The organism is Micromonospora sp. 15K316 (genome assembly GCF_004348525.1).
Lineage (GTDB): Bacteria > Actinomycetota > Actinomycetes > Mycobacteriales > Micromonosporaceae > Micromonospora.
Genome location: NZ_SMKG01000108.1, coordinates 1 through 19,385 on the forward strand (window position 1 = coordinate 1; position 19,385 = coordinate 19,385).

Consider the following 19,385-nt stretch of genomic DNA (forward strand, 5'->3'; position numbering starts at 1 on the left):
CCACCCCCCCAGGTGGATCCCAGGCCGGCGCTTTTGTCAGATGCGCCCCATTGTCGTCACGCGGCCCTTACCCCTGCCGGCGCCCACCCAGGGAGGTCACACGATGGCTGGTTCCGCGCTCGACACCGTCTCCGCCGACGAGGCCCGCGTTCGGCTCGTCGACCAACTCGTCGCCGACGGAAGCCTCACCTCACCAGCGGTGGAGCGGGCATTTCGCCGGGTGCCTCGGCATCTGTTCGCACCTGACGACATCAGCGTCGACGCCGCGTACGCCGACGACGTGGTCATCCCCAAACGCGGCCCGGAACGGGCGCGCGACGAGTTCGGTTCTCCGTTCACCGCCAGCCAATCCTGTCGGCCTTGCCCGTCAAGGCTCTGGCGCCTGCGACAGTGCGGCCGTGTCCATCTCGCTGCGTAAACTGTCGGCTCGTGTTCGTGTCCGTGACGTCCACGCGGGCGCTGACGGTTACCCGTTCGACCGGAGGACTGAGCTGTGCCTGACCGGCCTGAGATCGTATGCATCTGCGGCTCTGCCCGGTTCGTGGACGAGATGCACGCGGCGAACCGCGACTTGACCTTTGCAGGCGTCATCGTCGTCGCGCCAGGCGTCTTCCCCCGCGCCGAGGATCACGAAGCAAACGAGTCCATCACCAACGAGCAGAAGACCGCGTTGGGTGCCCTCCACCTGCGCAAGATCGACCTGGCTGACCGCGTTCTGGTCGTCAACCCCGGCGGGTATATCGGCGAGTCCACGAGCAGGGAGATCGCATACGCCCGCGCCACCGGCAAGCCGATCTCGTTCACCGACCCCGTCTGACCAGTCGACGCTTCGTGGTGCGCACGGGCAACGAGCCTCGGTCAATCACGCCGTTCACGCGGCGCCGCTTCCGACCAAAGCTGTCGCGCAGGCAGGAGACGGTCAACCAGGCGCACGGGAGGATCCGTGCTCGGGGCGAACGAGCCATCGCCACGCCGTGACCGTGCGCACCGGCATCGGATAGAGGATCGCCGAGCGGCACCAGCTCGTACTCATCAGTGGTTAGGGACATCGAGCAGTTCGGCGGTCCGCAGGCGCCGAGTGATCGCCAGGCATCGCACCAGTAGCGCCCGTCTCCTGACGGCGTTGACGGAGGCTGTCTTGCGTACAGTCTGCCGGTGGAACTCGGGACCTTCGCCGGCATCGGCCTACTCCTCTGTGCTGGAGTTGCCTGCCTCCTCCTCATCGCCGTCGTAGGGCTGCTCGCGGCATGGTGGAAGCCCAAGGGCTGACGATCCCGACCTCAGCTCGGGAACGGCTGCGGGTCTTCCCTCATCGACTGCTGCCCGGCGAGAACACCGTGTAGAAGTAGCGAAGGCTGTCCTCTGGACCGTTCTCAAGGCGCTTGAATGCCTTGCCGATCGGGTTGCACCAGCGACGCTCGCCGAGTTCGATCAGCATGGGCCACCCGACGACGGCTTGTTCATCTTCCGCCGTCGCGCGCCATCGCCCGCCAGCGTGTCGGGTCAGCACTTCGCCGACGTAGCAACCGAATCCGAAGAGAGTTTCTGCGAGCTGCTCGCCGGTGAGCCCGTCAGCACGGAAGTCGTCGAGAATGGAATCCACGAGCGCCAGGCTGTCCGGCGTGTAGTCCAGCTGCACGCCGCTGACCTTGGCCGCCGATGCAGCGATGTCGGCCGCGAAGCGGGATGCGTTCTCCGGGACGGGTGCGTACTTCAGGCGCAGTTGCACGTGGTGTTCCCTCCGGCGCTTCCACTTGATCAACAGCTTGGATCACGCGATCGTACCGAGGTCGAGCGTTCGACGTCGTCCCGCGCCAGGCCGTCGACCGGAGCGGCAAGGGTCCACTGCGGCCAACGACACGGGTGTCACTACGGGTAACGGCGATAGCGGCGCGGATCGCCGTGCCGTTGGCACTCGGATCAGTGGTGACAGCCGTCTGCGCGACGGCGATCCGAATCTTTCCAGGCGTGTTCACCGCGGCACCGTAACGGCTGGTGGCCGGCTGGCGGTAGGGCAGGATCGGCAGGACCCGGCCAGGCGGGTTCGGATGGCGCCGGCACGGCCGCTTGTCAGCCACCGGCGATTCACGGCACCTGAACCTGTTGATCTATCCTCCGCGGGATGGGGAGTTCTGCCGATGGATATCGCTGGGAGACCGCCTGCGGCGGGCGGATCCCGCCCGGCGCGGTGCCGCATGGTTACGAGGCGGACGGTGAGCCACTGTGGGTGTGCCGCGTCCGGATGCGCGACGGCGTGCACCCGGGAAAGGTCCGCCCGGGTCTCGGCGGGGCCCAGGCCACCTGGGGCGGTGAAACGGTCAGCGTCGACGAGTACGAGGTGCTGTTGGATCGGGGTGTCTGGGGCATCGCGTCCGGCGGCGCGTTGCCCGCGGACGCGCTGCCGGCGGGCCGGGAGGGTGACGGCGAACCGCTCTACGTCGCTCGCGCGGCGATCGCCCCTGGCACACTGCACATCGGCAAGGTGCGGCCTGCCTTCGGCGCCGCCAACATCGGATACGGCAAGGAAGAGCACAAAGTTCTTTCGTACGAGGTGCTGCTGCGCCCGTCGTCTTCGCCGGCTGAGACCGCGCGGCGTACCGGGATCCAGATGGAACCCACCTATGCCGATTTCGGCACCGAGCCGCCACGCATCGGGAACGTCACGATCACCGACGTCGACCGGTCCTCCGCTGCGGGCGACCACCTGGCCATCGGCGCCGGCGGCTCGGTCGAGCTGAAGTTCGACGTACCCGACCCGGCCGTCGTCCGTGAGGCCTGCGTCGCCCTCCGGGCGCTCGCGTCGATGCTCTCCCGGGCGCCCGGATACGCCCCGCTCACCGTTCGCCTCAACGGCAGGCCACTGGCCGACCGGCTGCGGATCCCGAACGGCGGAGGACTTCCGCAACGCCTGGTCTTCGCGGTTCCGGCCGAGGAGTTGGTGGCCGGCTGGAACACCTTGCGGATCGAGAGCGGCGACGACGCCCGGAGCATGTTGTGGTTGTACCGGGTGACGATCGACCCGATGCACGCACACGATCAGGCGGGGCTGGCGCTCGAACGGCAGGCGATCGCCGAGCCGGTGCTGCGGTACGGAAGCGACGTCGGCGAGGTCGTTGTTTTCATTGACCGCGGCGAGCAGGCCGTCCTCGACCAGGTGGCCTGGGCGGATGTGTCCGGCGCCGAATATGCGATCACGTTCGAGAAGCAGCAGGCCGCGTTCTACGGCTGGACCCGGGAGCCGGGTGAACGACCGAGGGAGTTCCGCGGCCGGCTGATCGAGCGCGGCTCCTTCGCCAAGGAGGCTCGCCGCTTCTCGGCCGAGGAGGGCTGGGGTGGTGGCTGGCACCGCTCCGGTGACCTGCTCCTCGCCGTGGGTGTGCCCGGCCGTCCGGTCACCCGGCTGACCTGGCGCGATGGTCGCGGCAACAACGGGACGGTCGCCTTCGACGACGGCGGGTTCCTGGGGACGTACCAGCGGGTCGGGGAGGGCCCTATCGGGTACCGCGGCCGTCCGGCGTGGGGGTGATTGTTGGCTCGCGGGCTGACTCGGCGGAGGCCGGCGAGCGCGTCCGCCTCGCACCGCTGAGGGTCAAGCGACGTTCCATCGCTCAAGCTTGGTGCATCGCTCTTCAGGAGCGTGCCCAGCGGAAGAACTGATGCTGGTGGTCGTGGTGGCCTGCCACAACGCAAAGTGCGTCCCAACGGCATCGGAGGTGCGAGACACCTGCGACATTCCAGGGCCTGTCTCGCGGTCTCAACGTCGCAGCCCCGAACGGATCGCGGCAACGCTTCCGTGATCGACGTCGCGTTCGTCGTGCTGGCCGGCGCGCGGATCAGTTCGCTACGCGGCGGCCCGCCGCGCGTACACCTCTATCTCGATCTTCATCCGAGGGTCGGCGAGACCGCACACGAGCATTGTGGCGGCTGGCCGGATGTCCCCGAAGTAGCGGCGCAGGACCGGCCAGCAGGACTCGAAGTCTTCGCGGTCGGGCAGCAGGTAGCGCACCCGCACCACATCCGCGAAGGTGCAACCCGCCTCGGCGAGCGCGGCCCCGATGTTGTGCAGGCACTGCTCGGCCTGCTCCACCACGTCGTCAGAGATCGTCATACTGGTGTAGTCGAATCCGGTCGTCCCGGACACATGCACCCAGTCGCCGTCCACCACGGCACGGGCGTAGCCGATCTGCTCCTCGAAGGTCGAGCCGCTGAGGATCGCGCGTCGCTCTGTCACGTGCGAACGCTAAGTCGGCAGCGGCGATACGTCCAATACCGCCTCCGCCATGACGTGAGTTCTCTAGCCGTATGGCGCGCCCCGAACTTCCCCTCGCGCAGCTGCACCCGTTCGTCGTACTCGCCGAGGAATTCCACTTCGGTGACGCCGCCGCTCACCTGGGCAGGCATCAAACCCTGCCCGATCTGCCGCGCGAACCCCCCGCCGGCGATGCGGCCGGTCGGGGCGTCTCGCTTGCCCCGGCGAGCATCCGGCGCATCCGTCTCGACGGTGTCGCCTTCCGCAGGATCGAGCCCGGCACCGCCCGCACGCGGGTCGCCGTCGCCTGGCTCAAGAAGGACCAGAACCCGCTGGTCACACACCTGCTGGCGACCGTCAGCCGAAATCGGGCCGCCGCACAGGGTGAGGAACCGCCTTGCGTCGGTGCCGCGTTGTGGGCCATAGTCGTTTCATGATCTCCTACCGGAAGGGCGGCGACGCCCCGGCGCTGTGAGCGCCCCCGCGCGGCGCGACGACGCCGCGAACCCTCCACAGGCCGTTCGCAGCGGCAGCCCTCACGACCTGTGGCAGCAGGCCATCCCGATCCGCCAGGAATGGCTCGACCACGCCCTGTCCACGCAGCCGGCCGACAAGGCGACCGCCGAGCGGTCCCTGACCGCCATCTACGCCAGGGCATCGCGGCCCCGACCTCGGTTCGAATGGGTCGACTCGCCGGACAAGGCACGTCCGCTGATCACGGGCTGGCCCACCCTCGACCAACTCTACGCGCGCGTCCGGGATCCTCGTCCGCGCGGGACACCACCGCTGGCCGGCGGCATTGCCATGATCGCCTCCCAGTTGCGCGGCGCGCTGAGTGCGGGCGTCACTCACACCGACCCCGAACTGTCACCCGTGCGCAGGAGCAAGACCAGGGAACCCTGGCCCGAGCTGGCACCGCTACCCGCGCTCGACAGCGGCGTTCCGCTCGCTGTCGTGCTACACCAAGGCGTACGCACGGCATTGCACCGGAGCCTCGCGCACGGGTACTACCTGCCCGTGCGGGCGGTCCTCGCGGGCGACGGTCCAGTACCCGTGTGCTGGTACGGGCAGCAGGACGCGGCTTGGATCGCCTACTACGACGTGCTGCATCGACTCGGCCTCGCCAGGTACGGGACAGACGAGGCCGAACACCTCAACGCTTGGGCCGACCTGGCTCGCTCCTGCGGCTGGTGGTGGCCCGGCGAGGACGTCTGCGTCGTGGTGGACCGGCCCCAAACGATCCGAACCGAGCCGGTCTCCGGAACAGCGCACGACCAGATCCGGCTTCAACCTCGCGGCCTGCGCTACCGCGACGGCTGGCAACCACTCCTGACCAGATGACCTGAGCCGACAACCGGCCGGAACGGGCACCTTCCGTTCCGGCCGGCCCCTTCCACACCCTGCAACAGGACAGACCCTTCAACAGGACGTCCGACCAGGAGGCCGCCTGCACCATGGCCGGCCCGGCGACGCACCCATCGAGGCCGGGCGACTTAAGGCTGTCCGGTAGCGGCCACCAGGCTGGACGCCTGCCACGGGTGCTCGCCTCCATTCCACCTGTTCCCCCGGGGGGTCTGCCCCTCTGAGCTAGGCGACGGGCGGATCACGCCGGTCATCGGTGGTGTGTGCGAGCGCAATCATGCCCGGCATCCGATCGTTCAGGTCCCCGCCGGTGACTGGACCTCCTCTGCGGACTGATGTCGTGGCGGGTGGTTCACTCGCTACATGAACATCTGTGTCTTCCTTTCGGCCGCGGACCTCGACGCGCGCTACACCGACCCGGCCCGTAGGTTCGGCGAGCTGATCGGCAAGGCCGGACACACCCTGGTCTGGGGTGGCTCCGACATGGGCCTGATGAAGATCGTCGCCGATGAGGTACGCGCAGCCGGCGGCCGCCTGGTCGGCATCTCGGTGGAGATCCTGGCGGGCGTCGCTCGCGAGGACGCGGACGAGATGCTGATCGCCGCGAACCTCGCCGAACGCAAGGCTCTCCTACTGGCGCGCGCGGACGCCATCGTGGTCCTGGCCGGTGGGCTGGGCACCCTGGACGAGGCAACGGAGATCCTCGAACTGAAGAAGCATGCCCTGCACGCGAAGCCGGTGGTCCTGCTGAACACTGACGGCTTCTACGACGGGCTGACGGCACAGCTCCGCCGAATGGACGCGGACGGCTTCCTCCCGGTCCCGCTGGACGACCTGCTACACGTCTCCGCCGACGGCGCGGACGCCCTCGCCTACCTCGAGGCGGCGGTGAACGGCTGAGCCTTTCGTTGTGTAGCGCAGCTACCGGCCCGGTCAGGCATGGCTCGCCACCTATCCGAAAGGCAAGGACCTGGTCGGCAACTCCGTCGCCGCCATCGCCGAGCGCGTGCTGCCGGCCCTGACGGCCGCCACCAGACTGCTCAGGCAACAGGACCCGCAAGGCTCTTTCCAGCAGCCATTCCCGCCGCACCGTACGGTCGGTCGGCCCGACGTGGCGCCTGCCGGCCTTCTCTGTGGACGAGGCCGCATCGGTGGACTCTGGTGTCACCTCTCTATCCCCGTGCGGGGATACGACACCACTCCCCCAGGCGGGGGAGGCGGATGGCTCGGCGGAGGGAATCGCTCGCATCGTCGCGCGGTGATGCTGGATGACGTCAGCCGAGGGGATGAGGAGGAGCGACATGTTCAGGTCTGGTGTGACGGGGATGGTGGTGGCGGCGGTCGCGGCCGTCGGGGTGGCGGGATCGCCCTCTGCCGCGCAAGCCCAACCGTCCGAGGCGATGAGCAGTGCAGCCGGGTGGTCGGTCGTCGCCGGGCTCGGACATTTCGTGTATGACGAGCCCGGCACGGTGGGGCACCGGATCTGGTTCGGCGTCCAGGCGGTGACGGCCCCCGGCGGATCGACGTACGGCCAGTTCCTGTACCGGCACGAGCTCCCGGACGGCACGCTGGTCGGGCAGGGACGCGCCGACGTGACCTGTCTGAAGGTCACCGGAAACGTCGCGGTGTTCACCGCGATCGTCCCCGAGGGCCAGGGCAATGTGAGGAACCACGGCTACTACGTCAAGATCATTGACGGTGTGAGCGAGCCGGACCAGATCGTCGACGCCCAGGCACAGAACGGGTCGGAGCCGCCGCCCACCCGTTGCATCGACCCGGAGACCGAGCTCCCTCCGGACGTCCCCCAGCGACCCCGATACCCAGTGCTCATCGGCGGATATACCGTCCACGGCGGTGAGCAGAGCCCAGCGGGCGTCGAGGCTCCCGCCGGAAGCCATTGGGCACGGCCGTAACCCCCAGTCGACCTTGGTTCACGCTGCCCTCGAAGAAGCCCGGTGGCTTCTTCGGGTCGGCGTCGCGCTGATCAAGCTTGGGCGCGGGCTCCGCTGTCGGTGCGTGATCGACAGGTGACGTGAATATGATCCCCAGCTTTGCCTATGTCCATGCAAAGCTGACCTGCTCAACCGGGCTTCACCGCCGCCCGGGCGAACCGGTGCTGGGTCGCGGACTTCACCCACGTCGCCGCCGGGTCCGGGGACGTCTACGTCGCGTTCGTCGTCGACGCCTACTCCAGGGCGATCGTCGGCTGGTCCGCGACGACGAACAAACGCACCCCGCTGGTCCTGGCCGCCCTCGACATGGGGCTGTGGCGTCGCGACCGCGCCGGCCAACCGGTCAGGGCGGGACTGGTGCATCACCGCGATGCGGGCAGTCGGTACACGTCCTTCCGGTTCACCGCCCACCGAATACGAATCCACGTTCTACGCTCAACCCCACAACCCCGCGAGGTGGTTGAAGCCAACAGCTGAGGTCTCCACAGAACCCGGGGCGGTTCATCGCTCCTATCCGCGTCGGCTACGTCGACGCCAGATGAGCAGACCTGCGACCGCGGCCGCGATGGCGACGAGGACGGACCAGTCCCCCGCGACGGTTGCCTCCGGCAAGGCCCGCGACGGCTTGGGCTCAGCCTCGTACTCGTCGCTCCCGGGCGCTTCGTTCATGCCGACACGCTATCGCGCCGGACCCACTCGATGCTGCGGACGCATCGGAGACCCTCGGTATGCCCGCGTTCGACGGACATCCGCGGGCTTACCTGCATTACCATCTCGGCGCGGTGCGCGACTTCAACCTGCGCGCCGCCCGGCACCGCCTCGCGCTTGCCCACTGGTGGGACTGATCATCAAAAATCGTCAGGCCGGACGTGTCACACGTCCGGCGAGTGATTGATCACGGAGGCCCCGAGAGGACGTGGTCGCCGTGCCGGCCTGGTGCTCGGATGAGAGCGGCTCGGTGGCCACCAACGTCGGCCATGTCGGTGGGTTGTCAGGCCAGGGCCGCCAACGCCGCGTGCCTGCCGCATCGCCAGAGGATTCCGGTCTCGCCGAACCCGGCCTCCCGAGCAGTGGCGACATGCCATGACGCCGGAGCGGTGAACTCGGCCGGCGGGCGGTTCCCGAAGATCGCCGCTCGTTGCCTGAGCAGCGGGCGCAACGCCTTCACCTCCCCCACGCCGCTCCACCACTGCGCCCAGGCCAACTCCGCGGCAGCTTCGTCCGGCGCCGGATCCAGCGCGCTCATCAGTGACGGGACCCCGTCGTCGGGCATGAGGTCGGCGACCACAAGCAACCCGCCGGACGCCAGGCAGCGACGGGCGTCGTCGTAGAACGCGCGCACCTGAGCCGGTGGCAGGTAGTGCAGGGTCATGACCACGGTGATCAGGTCGTGGCTGCCGCCCGCGCGGGCCACCCAGCTTGGCGACGAGAGATCGCCCTTCAGCGTCCGCACCTCGCCGCCCAGGGCGCCCTGGGCCAGGGCGAGCAACACCGGGTCGATGTCCATGAGAGTCACGGCGGCGTCGGGCCATCGCCGAACCATCCGCTCGGCGAGCACACCGGGCCCGCCGCCGAGATCGAGCACCCGGCCGGGGGCCCGGCCGCGGACGGCCTCGGCGGCGTGGCACAGCGTCTCTTCGAGCGTGGCGAGGTGGGGCACGAATCCACCCATGACCTGGGCCCAGGTGTGACGCCACCGGATGGCCTGTGTGCGATCGAGCACGGTACCGGGCGCTCCGGTGGTTGTTGCCAAGGGTGACTCCGAAACGAGGCGCGGACAGAAGGCCACACGAAAACGGAAGCCATTACCGACAGCATAGGTGACGCGAGACGGAAGAACCGGTGTATCCCGTTCGTGTCGGTCAGGAATCGCGGTCGAGCTCGGCCAGGACCGACAGCAACCGGTCCACTTCCTCGGCCGTGTTGTAGACGTGCAGGCTCACCCGTACGGATGCCGTCTTCTCGCCCTGGTCGCCCTGGCAGTGACCGTCCGCGCGGACCATGAGCCCGTGCGCGGCCAAGATGAAGCCGAGGTCGTTCGACCCGATCAAGCGATGGCGGAAGGTCACGATGCCCTGGCGCTGCTGCACCGGGGAGTCGGCGGCCAGGCTGCTCTGACAGCCCAGGACTTCGAAGCTGGACAGCATGCGCAGCCTGTCGGTGAGCCGTGCCCCGAGGGCGGTGTTCCAGCGGGCGACGCGGTCCACGCCGGCCGCGTCGAGCCAGTCCAGCGCGGCGACCAGGCTGATGATGCCACTGGTGTTGGGTGAGCCGTTCCAGCCGGCGGGCGCGTACGTCGGACCGCGCTCATTGCGCGCCCAGATCGCACCGGTGCCCGGCAGCGCCATCGCCTTGTGCCCGGAGAACACCACGAAGTCGACGTCGCTCGTCGTGGTGGAGAACGGTACGTGCCCCACGCCCTGTGCGGCGTCGAGGCAGATCGGCACGTCCGGCCCGGCGGCCGCGCGCAGCCTGTGCACGTTCATGTCGTTGCCGTAGACGTGGTGCACGTGGGTCGCCGCGATCAGACGGGTCCGGTCGCTGATCATCGCGGCGAGCCGGTCGGTGTCGTAGTCGTGGGCGGCGTCGTAGGGCATCGGCCGGACGCCGATGGAGATGCCGCGGTGGCGCAGCAGCTCCGCGACCTCCAGCCACGGTGCGTTGTTGGCGGCGTGATCGGCGAAGGGCACGATGATCTCGTCGCCGTCGCGAAGCTGCGGGACGAGCCAGTCACGGGCGATGGCGCGCAGGCCCTCGGTGGTGCCGCTGACGAAGTGCACGCCCGAGCGCTCCGGCGCCGGGTCGTCGAGGAAGCGGCGCAGCCGGTCGCGGGCCTGCTCGATGCGAACGGTGGTCCGGTTCGCCCACGGGTATGTGCCCCTGGCGGCGTTGGCGTTGCACGTCGTCAGGTAGGTCAGGACCGCGTCGAGGACGGACTGCGGCTTCTGCGAGGTCGCGGCGCTGTCCAGATACGCCACGTCCGGATTGGCGGTGATGAGCGGGAACTGAGCGCGCAGTTCTTCCTGCCACGGGCGCAGCTCGTCGAGTGCGTCCATCTCAGTCACACACGAGCTCGGCCCCGGCGTCGCGCCAGGCGATGATTCCGCCATCGAGCGAGCGCACGTCCGTATGACCCATCCGGCTCAGCAGGGCGGCGTAGCGGGCGGACTTCTCCCCCACCGGGCAGACCAGCAGCACCGGCTGGCTGCTGCCGAAGGGTAGCCCGCCGTGCAGCAGCTCGGCGAAGATCTCGTCGACGATATTGATCGAACCGTCGATGTGCAGCGCCTGGTACGCGAACGGGCTGCGCAGGTCGACCACCAGGCCCCGACGCTCGGCGACCCACCGCTGGGCCTGCACGACATCCATAGTGGCCGCCTGCATCACGTCCGCGTCGGTCAACGTCAGCGTGGAGTTGCGCCGCGCAGGCCGGCCGAACAGCTCGGGGCGCCGCTCTCGCAGGTAGCTCATGTAGCTCTCGACGCGGTCACAGACGATGAAGACCGCCGTGCGGCGTTCGGTGAGCTCGGCGTCGATCGCGCGTAGGTGGCGTACGGCACCCTGGTAGGCACCGCCGCCGGTCGGTCCGGCGAGCGTGCCGCATCGGCGTACGAGAGTGAGCAGACCGTCGATGGCGTCGTCGGCGGTGATGGTCGCGACCGTGTCGTAGACACCGGGGTCGAAGAGGCCGACCTCGTGCACCTCGTCGATCGTGCGGATGCCGGGAATGAAGTCGGACTTGTGCGCGACCAGCCCGACGACGTGCACGCCGGGATTGTGCTGGCGGAGTGCCGCCGCGACCCCGGTGGAGGAGCCGGCCGTCCCGACGCAGGCGATGAAGTAGTCCGGGGCCCTGCCGTCCAGATCCTTCACGATCTCCGGGCCGGTGCCGCTGAGGTGCGCTTCAACGTTGAGCTCGTTGAAGTACTGGTCGGTGTGCAGGTAGCCACCGCCGGAGCCGGCGAGTCGGTGGTACATCCGGGTCAGCGGGTCGTCGGTATCGGTCGGGTCGAGGCACTCGGCCTGCCCTGGCAGCTCGTCGATCTCCGCGCCGAGCAGCAGCAGCAGGTCCTTGATCTCGGCGACCTTCATGCGGTTGGTGACGCTTTTGAAGGCGAGCCCATGCATACCGGCGATGACGGCGAGTGCCTTCGCGGTGTTTCCGCTGGACAGCTCGACGACGGTGTCGCCACGCTCGGCGGCCTGGGTGAGTAGCGGCCGAACCATGTTCCAGGCGGCGCGGTCTTTCAGCGAGCCGAACGGGTTGAGCAGCTCCATCTTGGCGTACAGGTCGATGTTCCGCAGGCCGTGCACGGCGGGGTCGATACGCACCAGTGGCGTGTTGCCGATGGCATCGGTCATCGTCTCGAATCTCATGCTGTCTCCGCACGACGGTGAACGGGCCAATACTGCTCGTCGAGGCACCATCGCCACGCTCCGTCGTCGTGGTACATCGCGACTTTGCGACCGACTGGCTGCCGTAGCGCCTGCGTGGCACTGAAATCCATCAGGTAGCCGGCGGTGTTGACGAAGGCCAGCAGGTCTCCCGGGCGGGGGCGTGACGGCAGGAAGACCTTGCGTCGCGTGATGAGATCCGCTTCGAGGCAGAGGTTGCCGAACAGGTAAACCCCGGCGGGTCCGGGCTTGGCCGGGGCCGTCCGGTGCACGACGACCGGATCCATCAGAACGCCGTGCTCTTCGAGGCTGACATCGCGTGCGTTGCAGTCCAGACGCACGACCGTGTCGCCGTTGGCCTCGTCGCGTACCTCCAGGACGCTGGCCAGGACCACGCCGCACTGGTCGAGCAGGGCACGGCCCGGCTCGACGTGCAGGTCGTACATGTTGTCCAGCAGCAGTGTTCCGAGAGGGCGGCGCTGTTCGGGCGCGGTTGCCCGCAGCAAGCGATCGAGATAGGCAGGTCCGGAGACGGGACGGTGCGCCGGGTAGAGGTTGAGGGAACCCCGGATGTGGCCGGCCTCGGCGCGCAAACCGTAACCGTGTCCGTTCCAGGTCAGCGGCGCCCGCTTGCCGAGCACCGCCTCAGTCAACGCGGAGGTGTACTGCTCCCACTGCGCGCCGTCGGCGAGGTAGTTCACGCCGAACCCACCGCCGATGTCGACCGACCACGGCCGCAGGCCACGCCGGCGGCACTCGTCCAGCGCGGCGAGGCAGCCTTCCAGCGCCACGGTTTTCTCCGGCAGGCCGATGCTGTCGAGGTGAAAGGCCACTCCGACCAGATCCAGGGCGTCGGAGTGTTTCTCGATCACGTCGAGAACCTGGCTCACCGCGAAGGCCGACACCCCGAAGCGGCTGCGGCGACTGCTGAGCTGCACGCCCGAGGAGATGAATCCCGACAGACGTGTCATCACCCGTACTGGGGGCAACGCCCATTCCGTGACCAGCGTGGCGAGTTCCACCAGCTCGCCGACGGAATCCGCACTGACGGTGACCCCGGTGCGGGCGGCGAGCCAGAGGAACTCCTGATTCTTGGGCCCGGTCGCCATGATCCGCTGCGGCACGAAGCCGGCACCGAGCGCGTGCTGCAGCTCGGCCAGTGACGCCACGTCGATACCCGCATCGGTGGCGGCGAGCTCGCGCACCAGGGCACTGGACCGGTTGGCCTTGTGCGCGTAATAGACCTGACCGCCGAGTCGATGGTCGGAAAAGACCGCACGAAATGCGGCGACGTTGTCCGCCAACTGCTGCGGCAGAATCACTCCGAGTGGGGATCCCAGAGCATCGGACAACTGGGTCAACAAGGCGCTTTCGTTGAGCGCCGACCGCAGTGTCGGTGCGATTCGCGGAGACAGGTAAAGAGGCAATTCGACTCCTGACCTGAGCCGTGGCGCCACGGGCACCGCTCCTCCGCCGAGAACCCTTCGTAGCGGCGGCCGCCCTCAAAGTAACTGATGTTCTGACGCCTGCCAAGTGGCTATGGGCGGACAACCGGCCAACGTCATCACATAGCGATTTATGCATGTGCAAAGCTGCTCGTCAATGCGCTGTCGACCATTCGGCTACCCGGGGACTAAGACGCGGGCATCGTTACCTTTCCGGCCCACCCCCTGGACGGCACCACCTCGGATCGGACGGCCGGCCAACATGGCTTCGCGGACGCCAACCACACCCTGGAGATCATTGCGTCTGCGTGCGGCAGCGATCGTTGGATTGCCACCGCTAACGCAAACCTGAGCCGTCTCGACGTGCCTACCGGCCTCGGTCGTCTCCCCGTCGCCTTCGCCCACGGCCGCGTCGAGGTTGGCTGCTGTTACCTGCCTGTCCCTTCGGTCTCTCCGTCCGGCGACATGCGCCCCGGTCCCCCGCCGTTGTCGAGATGCACGTGCTGATGGCCATGTCCGGCGTCGATGTTGATCTGGTCGAGCTGGGTTGCCGCCACCGACCACGTGGCCTCGGCGAGAGCAGCCTGCCGAGCCGCCAGCGCCAAGTGATCCTTACGGCTGGCGGCAGGGCTGGTTGCGGCCAGCGCGACGGAGTCGACCGCAACGGCCGCCTGTTCGACAGCACTCCGGAGGCCACCGCGCGCGACGTTGGTCGCAGTCATCCCGGACGGCGGGTTCGCATACTGCTCGGTCAACTGGCGCATCGTCTGCTGCCAGTCATGAACACGGGAGGGCTCAGGGGCGCGTCCCGCCTCCGACTCCTCCCTGACCGCCAACAGAATCGGCGCCAGCCGGTCCCCGGTCCGTCGCGCAGCCTCGGTCAGTTCGGTGATCTGCTGAACATCGCGCTTGGCCTCGGATTCCCGCATGTCGGCGACGCTCGCCTCGACGGATGTCGGCTGTCCCGCCGAAAAGCCGATCAGGCCGCCGATCACGCCGGACATGATCACAGCGGTGGCGACGCCGACCAGGAGGCGAACCCGGTAACGCTGCTGTCGCCCCGGTCGGTCGAGCAGATAGGAGGGCTTACCGGTGCGACGTGACATGGGCCGCCCTCCCGTCGATCGCGCTGACTGGGAGAGTAACGCCTTCTTTTACGTCCGTCGATAGATCTGATCGAGGGAGCCCCTTCGCCCCGCGACCGATACTGTTCACACGTGGGCCGTCGACCGGCCGTCGAGTGACGGGACACCGCCGCGGCGACGCCGCAGGACGCCACTGACGGGCCCTGTATGACGTGGTGTGCCCCGCCAGCAACAGGAACGACAATCGTGGTTGTCAACGGCTCCCGGCCCCCCGGAGCCGCGCACCTGCTTCCGTGGCGGGCGGTGAACGATCGGTCAGTGCCCCGGCGGGCTCGGTGGACAGGTCAACGCGAGCACTGAGCGCAGGTACCGAAGATCTCCAACGTGTGGCCGACGTCGGTGAAGCCGTGCTCGGCGGCCACACGGTCCGCCCACCGCTCCACCGCCGGCCCGGCAACCTCGACGGTGCGTCCGCAGTTGCGGCAGACGAGGTGATGGTGGTGCTTGCTCTGGCTGCACCGACGATATAACTGCTCGCCTCCAGGCAGCCGCGTCGAGTCGATGTCTCCGGCTTCCACCAGCAGCTGCAGCGTCCGGTAGACGGTGGTCAAGCCGACCCGCGCGTTGCGGGCGAGCAGCATCTGGTGCAGTTGCTGTGCCGTGTGGAAGCCCTCGACCTCCCGCAGCAGCGCCAACACCTCGTTGCGCTGTCGGGTGTTCCGGGTCACATTCGGCATCGCCTGATTCACCGTCGCGCCACCCTCCCTGATCCCTGCCGCTGTCGTCCGAACCGCGTGCAACGCCGGCACCCCGCCGGTCGGACCATTATGCGTCGTCGGTCGCGACGCGACGCCGGACCGGGCGCGATCCGAGACCGTGACGTCACGGAGAGATTACAACGTCGAGGCATCTATCGACATCGACTACCAGAACCATTAAGGATTTCGCTCACGCGCCCCTGCATCGACAGGGCCCTGTTCTCTGGAGGAAGAGAACGTGAGTGAATCCCGGCACTTTGGCAGGCGAACGTTCGCCGCGCTCTTCGGATCGGTCCTGGCAGCCAGCGCCATGACCGTCACGGGTGGCGCCGCGACCGCGAGCGCCGCCACCTCCACACCCGACACCGCGCAGACGACCCCCTCCGAGGCGTTGGGCGTGCATGACGCCAAGCTCCTCGCCGAGGCCACCGCGAAACACGCACCGACGGTGACGCTGATCGTGGCCGCGGAAGAGGGCGAGGCGAACGCGGTCGCGGACGGGATCAAGACTCTCGGCGGGACAGTCAACCGGCGCTTCGACCAAATCGGTTACGTCCTGGCCACGGTCCCCACCGCCAAGGTCATCAAGGCCGCGGCACTGCCCGGTGTCGCCGCCGTCGACCTGGACGAGACCATCCCACTGCCGGACCCGACCCCCGAAGTCGCGCCGCCTGCCGCGAAGGCGGCGAAGCAGGGAACCACGCTCGCGGGACCGGGCAAGGACACCGGCGCGGTGAACCCGTACATGCCGACCAACGAGACGGGCGCAGAGGCGTTCAAGGCCGCCCACCCGAAGTGGGACGGTCGTGGGGTCACCATCGGGATCATGGACTCCGGTGTCGACCTGGACCAGCCGGCGCTGCAGAAGACCACCACCGGTGAACGGAAGATCGTCGACTGGGTCACCGCGACGGACCCGGTGACCGAGAACGACGGCACCTGGCGACGGATGAACACCGAGGTGACCGGACCCTCGTTCACCGCCGGCGGCGCCACCTGGACCGCGCCGGCGGGCACCTACCGATTGAACGTCTTCCGTGAGTCCATCACGGCGGCCAGCGACCCGGCTGGTGACGTCAACCGCGACGGCGACACCACCGACGTCTGGGGCATCCTGTACGACCCGCAGAGCCACGACATCTGGGTCGACGTCGACCAGGACAACTCCTTCACCGACGAGAAACTGATGCGCCCGTACCGCGAGCGGTTCGACGTCGGGCACTTCGGCACCGACAACGCCGCCACCGCGGTCCGCGACCAGATGCCCTTCGTCGTCGAGTACCGCGAGGACGTGGACACCGCACCGCTGAACATCCCGGGCACCTCCGACTACGTCAACATCGGCATCATCGAGGCGACCCACGGCACGCACGTCGCGGGCATCACCGCCGCGAACGACATGCTCGGCAACACCGCCTTCGACGGCGCCGCTCCGGGCGCGAAGATCGTTTCCGCCCGCGCCTGCTCCTGGGGTGGCGGCTGCACCGCCGCGGCGTTGACGACCGGCATGGCCGACCTGGTCATCAACCGCCACGTGGACGTGGTGAACATGTCCATCGGTGGCCTGCCGACCCTCAACGACGGGTCCAACGCCCGCGCCCAGCTGTACAACGACCTGATCAGCACGTACGGGGTGCAGCTGTTCCTCTCCGCCGGCAACTCCGGCCCCGGTGTGAACACCGTCGGAGACCCGTCGGTCGCGGAGAACGTCGTGAGTGTCGCGGCGAACATCAGCAAGGACACCTGGCTGGCCAACTACGGCTCGGTGGTGCGCACGAACAACGCCCTGTTCAACTTCTCCTCCCGCGGCCCGCGTGAGGACGGCGGGTTCAAGCCGAACATCACCGCACCCGGATCGGCGATCTCGACCGCGCCGACCTGGCAGCCGGGCAACCCGGTCCCCGAGGCCGGCTACCCGCTGCCGCCGGGCTACCAGATGCTCAACGGCACGTCGATGGCCGCTCCCCAGGCGACCGGCGCCGCGGCGCTGCTGCTCTCGGCGGCCAAGGCCACCGACAAGGGTGTCACCCCGGCCGCGCTGCGCCGGGCCGTCTACACCTCCGCCAAGCCGATCCCGGACGTCGCGACCTACGGGCAGGGCTACGGCATGTTCAACGTGCCGGGTGCGTGGAAGCTGCTCGCCAAGAACGTCGAGACCCGGTCGTACGCCTCGGACGCCCCGGTCTGCTCCGAGCTGTCGGAGAACCTGACCCGTTACGACCGTGAGCTGGATCGGTTCGTGCCGAACCCCAACCGGGGCGCGGGCGTCTACAACCGCTGTGCCTCGGGCGAGGGTGGGCAGAAGGTCGGACAAGGCCGGACGTACCAGGTCAAGATCACCCGCACCAGCGGCCCGGCTGGCCCCGTCACCCACAAGCTGGCCCTGCGCGGCAACGACGGCACGTTCTCCGCACCGAAGTCCGTCGCCCTGCCGTTGCACAAGACCGTGACGGTCGGCATCACCGCCAAGCCGAGGTCCGTCGGCGCGCACGGCACCATCGTCACCGTGGACGACCCGAAGACCTCGGTGATCGACTTCGAGGTGTCGGCTGTCGTCGTCGTGTCTCATGACGTCGCCGAGCCGAGCTTCTCGTTCTCGGCGGAAGGATCCGTGCAGCGCAACGGCTTCACCTCCTACTTCCTCACCGTTCCGGCGGGCGCCGGTGCGCTGCAGGTGAACCTGTCGGGCATCGCCACCGGGTCGCAGACCCGCTTCATCGCCATCAACCCGTACGGCGTGCCAGTGGACCCGACGGCGAGCACCGCCTGCTACACCAACTTCTCCGACGCCGCCGCCTGCAAGCCGCAGGAGCGGGACTACCAGAACCCGATCGCCGGGGTCTGGGAGATCGAGGTGGAGTCACGGCGGACCTCGCCGTCGCTGAACAACCCGTTCCAGCTGCAGGCGCGGGTGCAGGGTGTCACTGTCGAGCCGGACGTGATCGAACTGCCGACGGTCACCGCGGGTGAGCCGACCGCAGCGAGTTGGACGCTGACCAACGCTTTCGGCCCGGTCGCGGTGACCGGTCGGGGTGGCGCCCTGTCCACCGTGCACGCCGAGCGGCCGACCATCGCCGAGGGCGCCCAGCAGGAGTATCTGGTCGAGGTGCCGACCGGTGCGACGAGCTTCACCGCCAGGATCGGCAATACCGCCAACCTCGGCGCCGACCTGGACCTGACGGTGTTCCGCGGCGACACCGCGGTTGGTCAGTCAGCCGACGGTGACTCCGAGGAGGCCGTCACCATCACGAACCCGCCGGCGGGCAGCTACCGGGTGGTCGTCGACGGGTACGCGGTCGACGGGCCGGGCACCACCACCGCCTACGACTACCGGGATTCGTTCTCGGCCCCGTCGCTGGGGACGCTCATCACTCCCGTCACCGCCCTCGCCCTGCCTCACGGCGCCACCGCCACCCTCAACGGCACGGTGACAGCGCAATCCGTTCCGGGGGCGGGACGACAGCTCTACGGCGAGCTCGCCGTCGTCACCGCCGACGGCGCGATCGTCGGCCGTGGCGCGGTCCACATCGGCGCCGTCAACTGATCGCCTGAACCGGAGTCGGAGCCCGTTCCCGGTAGGCGCGGGAACGGGCTCCGACGTCTGGACCGACAAGCCCCGGCCCGCCCGCGAGCTACCCGCCGCACTCGGTCCGAAACGCGCGCGTGCCACTGACTCGAACCACGCCGGTCAACGTCGACCTTGAACACGCTCGATCAGCGCGCAGCCCGCCCGAGCCGCGTGCCGAGACACCTGCGCAGCCCCCGGTGAGTCATCAGGAAGAGAAGGGAGCCGGCGTTGGCCGCACCCGAGCGCATCGCCCCACCCGGCGGGGACACGACGGACGCCTCGCCGTCGGCCGAAGAGCAGCCACACGCCTCGGCGGACCGCCCCAGCGCAGCGCGATCACTGATTCGCGAACGGATCGGCTCCGTCGAGATCCTCACCGTCCTGCTGCTGCTCCTACTCGTCATGAGTGAACGACTGACCGACCTGCTCGCCGCACCCGCCCTCGCGACGTGGACGACGGTGTTCGTCTCCGTCATGGTGCAAGCCGTACCGTTCCTGGTCTTCGGCGTGCTGCTCTCCGCGGCGATAGCGGTGTTCGTGCCCCGATCATTCTGGGCCCGCGCCCTCCCCC

At 68.6% G+C, this 19,385-nt stretch carries 16 protein-coding genes and 3 pseudogenes; 11 read left to right on the forward strand and 8 right to left on the reverse strand.

What is annotated here, in order from left to right; genetic code table 11:
- The first annotated feature begins 103 nt into the window (after positions 1 to 103).
- The 3 genes and pseudogenes from E1211_RS33475 to E1211_RS19885 form a co-directional block, all read left to right on the forward strand.
- Positions 104 to 418: a hypothetical protein gene (locus tag E1211_RS33475; protein WP_243709608.1), complete on the forward strand. Its 315-nt coding sequence runs from the start codon at positions 104 to 106 to the stop codon at positions 416 to 418.
- A 132-nt stretch (positions 419 to 550) separates the two neighbouring features.
- A complete protein-coding gene (locus tag E1211_RS19880) occupies positions 551 to 817 on the forward strand; it encodes a hypothetical protein (protein WP_243709611.1) in 267 nt (88 codons plus the stop codon).
- 47 nt (positions 818 to 864) lie between these two features.
- Positions 865 to 972, forward strand: a pseudogene (locus tag E1211_RS19885) (IS5/IS1182 family transposase); the annotation flags it as partial.
- A 337-nt stretch (positions 973 to 1,309) separates the two neighbouring features.
- Here E1211_RS19885 and E1211_RS19890 read toward each other — a convergent pair.
- Positions 1,310 to 1,762, reverse strand: a complete 453-nt coding sequence (locus E1211_RS19890) for a DUF6278 family protein (RefSeq protein WP_256371325.1) — start codon at positions 1,760 to 1,762, stop codon at positions 1,310 to 1,312.
- 360 nt (positions 1,763 to 2,122) lie between these two features.
- On the opposite strand from E1211_RS19890, the gene E1211_RS19895 reads away from it, so the two are divergent.
- Entirely contained in the window at positions 2,123 to 3,526 is a 1,404-nt protein-coding gene (locus E1211_RS19895; protein WP_132350515.1) for a DM9 repeat-containing protein, read from the forward strand.
- A 315-nt stretch (positions 3,527 to 3,841) separates the two neighbouring features.
- On the opposite strand, the gene E1211_RS19900 is transcribed toward E1211_RS19895, so the two are convergent.
- Positions 3,842 to 4,231, reverse strand: coding sequence for a RidA family protein (locus tag E1211_RS19900; RefSeq protein WP_132350516.1), 390 nt, complete (start codon positions 4,229 to 4,231; stop codon positions 3,842 to 3,844).
- Between the two features lie 71 nt (positions 4,232 to 4,302).
- Here E1211_RS19900 and E1211_RS33005 point away from each other — a divergent pair, with 71 nt between their 5' ends.
- The 5 genes and pseudogenes from E1211_RS33005 to E1211_RS33935 all read left to right on the forward strand — a co-directional run.
- Positions 4,303 to 4,686 carry a hypothetical protein gene (locus tag E1211_RS33005; RefSeq protein WP_207915438.1) on the forward strand — a complete coding sequence of 128 codons (384 nt, stop codon included), beginning with the start codon at positions 4,303 to 4,305 and terminating at the stop codon, positions 4,684 to 4,686.
- A gap of 34 nt (positions 4,687 to 4,720) precedes the next feature.
- The gene (locus E1211_RS19910; RefSeq protein WP_132350517.1) at positions 4,721 to 5,590 is read left to right on the forward strand and encodes a DUF6745 domain-containing protein; all 870 of its coding nucleotides are present in this window, start codon (positions 4,721 to 4,723) and stop codon (positions 5,588 to 5,590) included.
- 384 nt (positions 5,591 to 5,974) lie between these two features.
- A complete protein-coding gene (locus tag E1211_RS19915; protein ID WP_132350518.1) occupies positions 5,975 to 6,511 on the forward strand; it encodes a TIGR00730 family Rossman fold protein in 537 nt (178 codons plus the stop codon).
- 425 nt (positions 6,512 to 6,936) lie between these two features.
- Positions 6,937 to 7,524, forward strand: coding sequence for a hypothetical protein (locus E1211_RS19920; protein WP_132350519.1), 588 nt, complete (start codon positions 6,937 to 6,939; stop codon positions 7,522 to 7,524).
- A gap of 198 nt (positions 7,525 to 7,722) precedes the next feature.
- Positions 7,723 to 8,040 (forward strand): annotated as a pseudogene (locus tag E1211_RS33935) (DDE-type integrase/transposase/recombinase); the annotation flags it as partial.
- A 514-nt stretch (positions 8,041 to 8,554) separates the two neighbouring features.
- On the opposite strand, the gene E1211_RS19930 reads toward E1211_RS33935, so the two are convergent.
- The 6 genes from E1211_RS19930 to E1211_RS19955 form a co-directional block, all read right to left on the reverse strand.
- Positions 8,555 to 9,286: a trans-aconitate 2-methyltransferase gene (locus E1211_RS19930; protein ID WP_243709609.1), complete on the reverse strand. Its 732-nt coding sequence runs from the start codon at positions 9,284 to 9,286 to the stop codon at positions 8,555 to 8,557.
- Between the two features lie 139 nt (positions 9,287 to 9,425).
- The gene (locus E1211_RS19935; RefSeq protein ID WP_132350526.1) at positions 9,426 to 10,619 is read right to left on the reverse strand and encodes an aminotransferase class V-fold PLP-dependent enzyme; all 1,194 of its coding nucleotides are present in this window, start codon (positions 10,617 to 10,619) and stop codon (positions 9,426 to 9,428) included.
- Position 10,620: 1 nt separating this feature from the next.
- Positions 10,621 to 11,940 carry a pyridoxal-phosphate dependent enzyme gene (locus E1211_RS19940; RefSeq protein WP_132350520.1) on the reverse strand — a complete coding sequence of 440 codons (1,320 nt, stop codon included), beginning with the start codon at positions 11,938 to 11,940 and terminating at the stop codon, positions 10,621 to 10,623.
- Positions 11,937 to 13,385, reverse strand: a complete 1,449-nt coding sequence (locus tag E1211_RS19945; protein WP_243709610.1) for a Y4yA family PLP-dependent enzyme — start codon at positions 13,383 to 13,385, stop codon at positions 11,937 to 11,939. The genes E1211_RS19940 and E1211_RS19945 overlap by 4 nt, the downstream gene beginning before the upstream one ends.
- A gap of 446 nt (positions 13,386 to 13,831) precedes the next feature.
- Complete coding sequence (locus tag E1211_RS19950; protein ID WP_132350522.1) at positions 13,832 to 14,509, reverse strand: hypothetical protein; 678 nt, start codon at positions 14,507 to 14,509, stop codon at positions 13,832 to 13,834.
- Between the two features lie 323 nt (positions 14,510 to 14,832).
- Positions 14,833 to 15,225 (reverse strand): Fur family transcriptional regulator, encoded by a 393-nt coding sequence (locus tag E1211_RS19955; RefSeq protein WP_132350523.1) that lies wholly within the window; start codon positions 15,223 to 15,225, stop codon positions 14,833 to 14,835.
- Between the two features lie 331 nt (positions 15,226 to 15,556).
- On the opposite strand from E1211_RS19955, the gene E1211_RS19960 reads away from it, so the two are divergent.
- Complete coding sequence (locus E1211_RS19960) at positions 15,557 to 18,790, forward strand: S8 family serine peptidase (RefSeq protein WP_371686177.1); 3,234 nt, start codon at positions 15,557 to 15,559, stop codon at positions 18,788 to 18,790.
- 252 nt (positions 18,791 to 19,042) lie between these two features.
- Positions 19,043 to 19,385, forward strand: a pseudogene (locus E1211_RS19965) (permease); the annotation flags it as partial.

Excerpts from the sequence above, each read along its gene's own strand:
- E1211_RS19940 (WP_132350520.1), bottom strand. The coding sequence starts at position 11,940 with ATGAGATTCGAGACGATGACCGATGCCATCGGCAACACGCCACTGGTG.
- E1211_RS19935 (WP_132350526.1), bottom strand. The coding sequence starts at position 10,619 with ATGGACGCACTCGACGAGCTGCGCCCGTGGCAGGAAGAACTGCGCGCT.
- E1211_RS19915 (WP_132350518.1), top strand. The coding sequence starts at position 5,975 with ATGAACATCTGTGTCTTCCTTTCGGCCGCGGACCTCGACGCGCGCTAC.
- E1211_RS19895 (WP_132350515.1), top strand. The coding sequence starts at position 2,123 with ATGGGGAGTTCTGCCGATGGATATCGCTGGGAGACCGCCTGCGGCGGG.
- E1211_RS33005 (WP_207915438.1), top strand. The coding sequence starts at position 4,303 with ATGGCGCGCCCCGAACTTCCCCTCGCGCAGCTGCACCCGTTCGTCGTA.
- E1211_RS33475 (WP_243709608.1), top strand. The coding sequence starts at position 104 with ATGGCTGGTTCCGCGCTCGACACCGTCTCCGCCGACGAGGCCCGCGTT.
- E1211_RS19960 (WP_371686177.1), top strand. The coding sequence starts at position 15,557 with ATGACCGTCACGGGTGGCGCCGCGACCGCGAGCGCCGCCACCTCCACA.
- E1211_RS19920 (WP_132350519.1), top strand. The coding sequence starts at position 6,937 with ATGGTGGTGGCGGCGGTCGCGGCCGTCGGGGTGGCGGGATCGCCCTCT.
- E1211_RS19950 (WP_132350522.1), bottom strand. The coding sequence starts at position 14,509 with ATGTCACGTCGCACCGGTAAGCCCTCCTATCTGCTCGACCGACCGGGG.
- E1211_RS19955 (WP_132350523.1), bottom strand. The coding sequence starts at position 15,225 with ATGCCGAATGTGACCCGGAACACCCGACAGCGCAACGAGGTGTTGGCG.
- E1211_RS19880 (WP_243709611.1), top strand. The coding sequence starts at position 551 with ATGCACGCGGCGAACCGCGACTTGACCTTTGCAGGCGTCATCGTCGTC.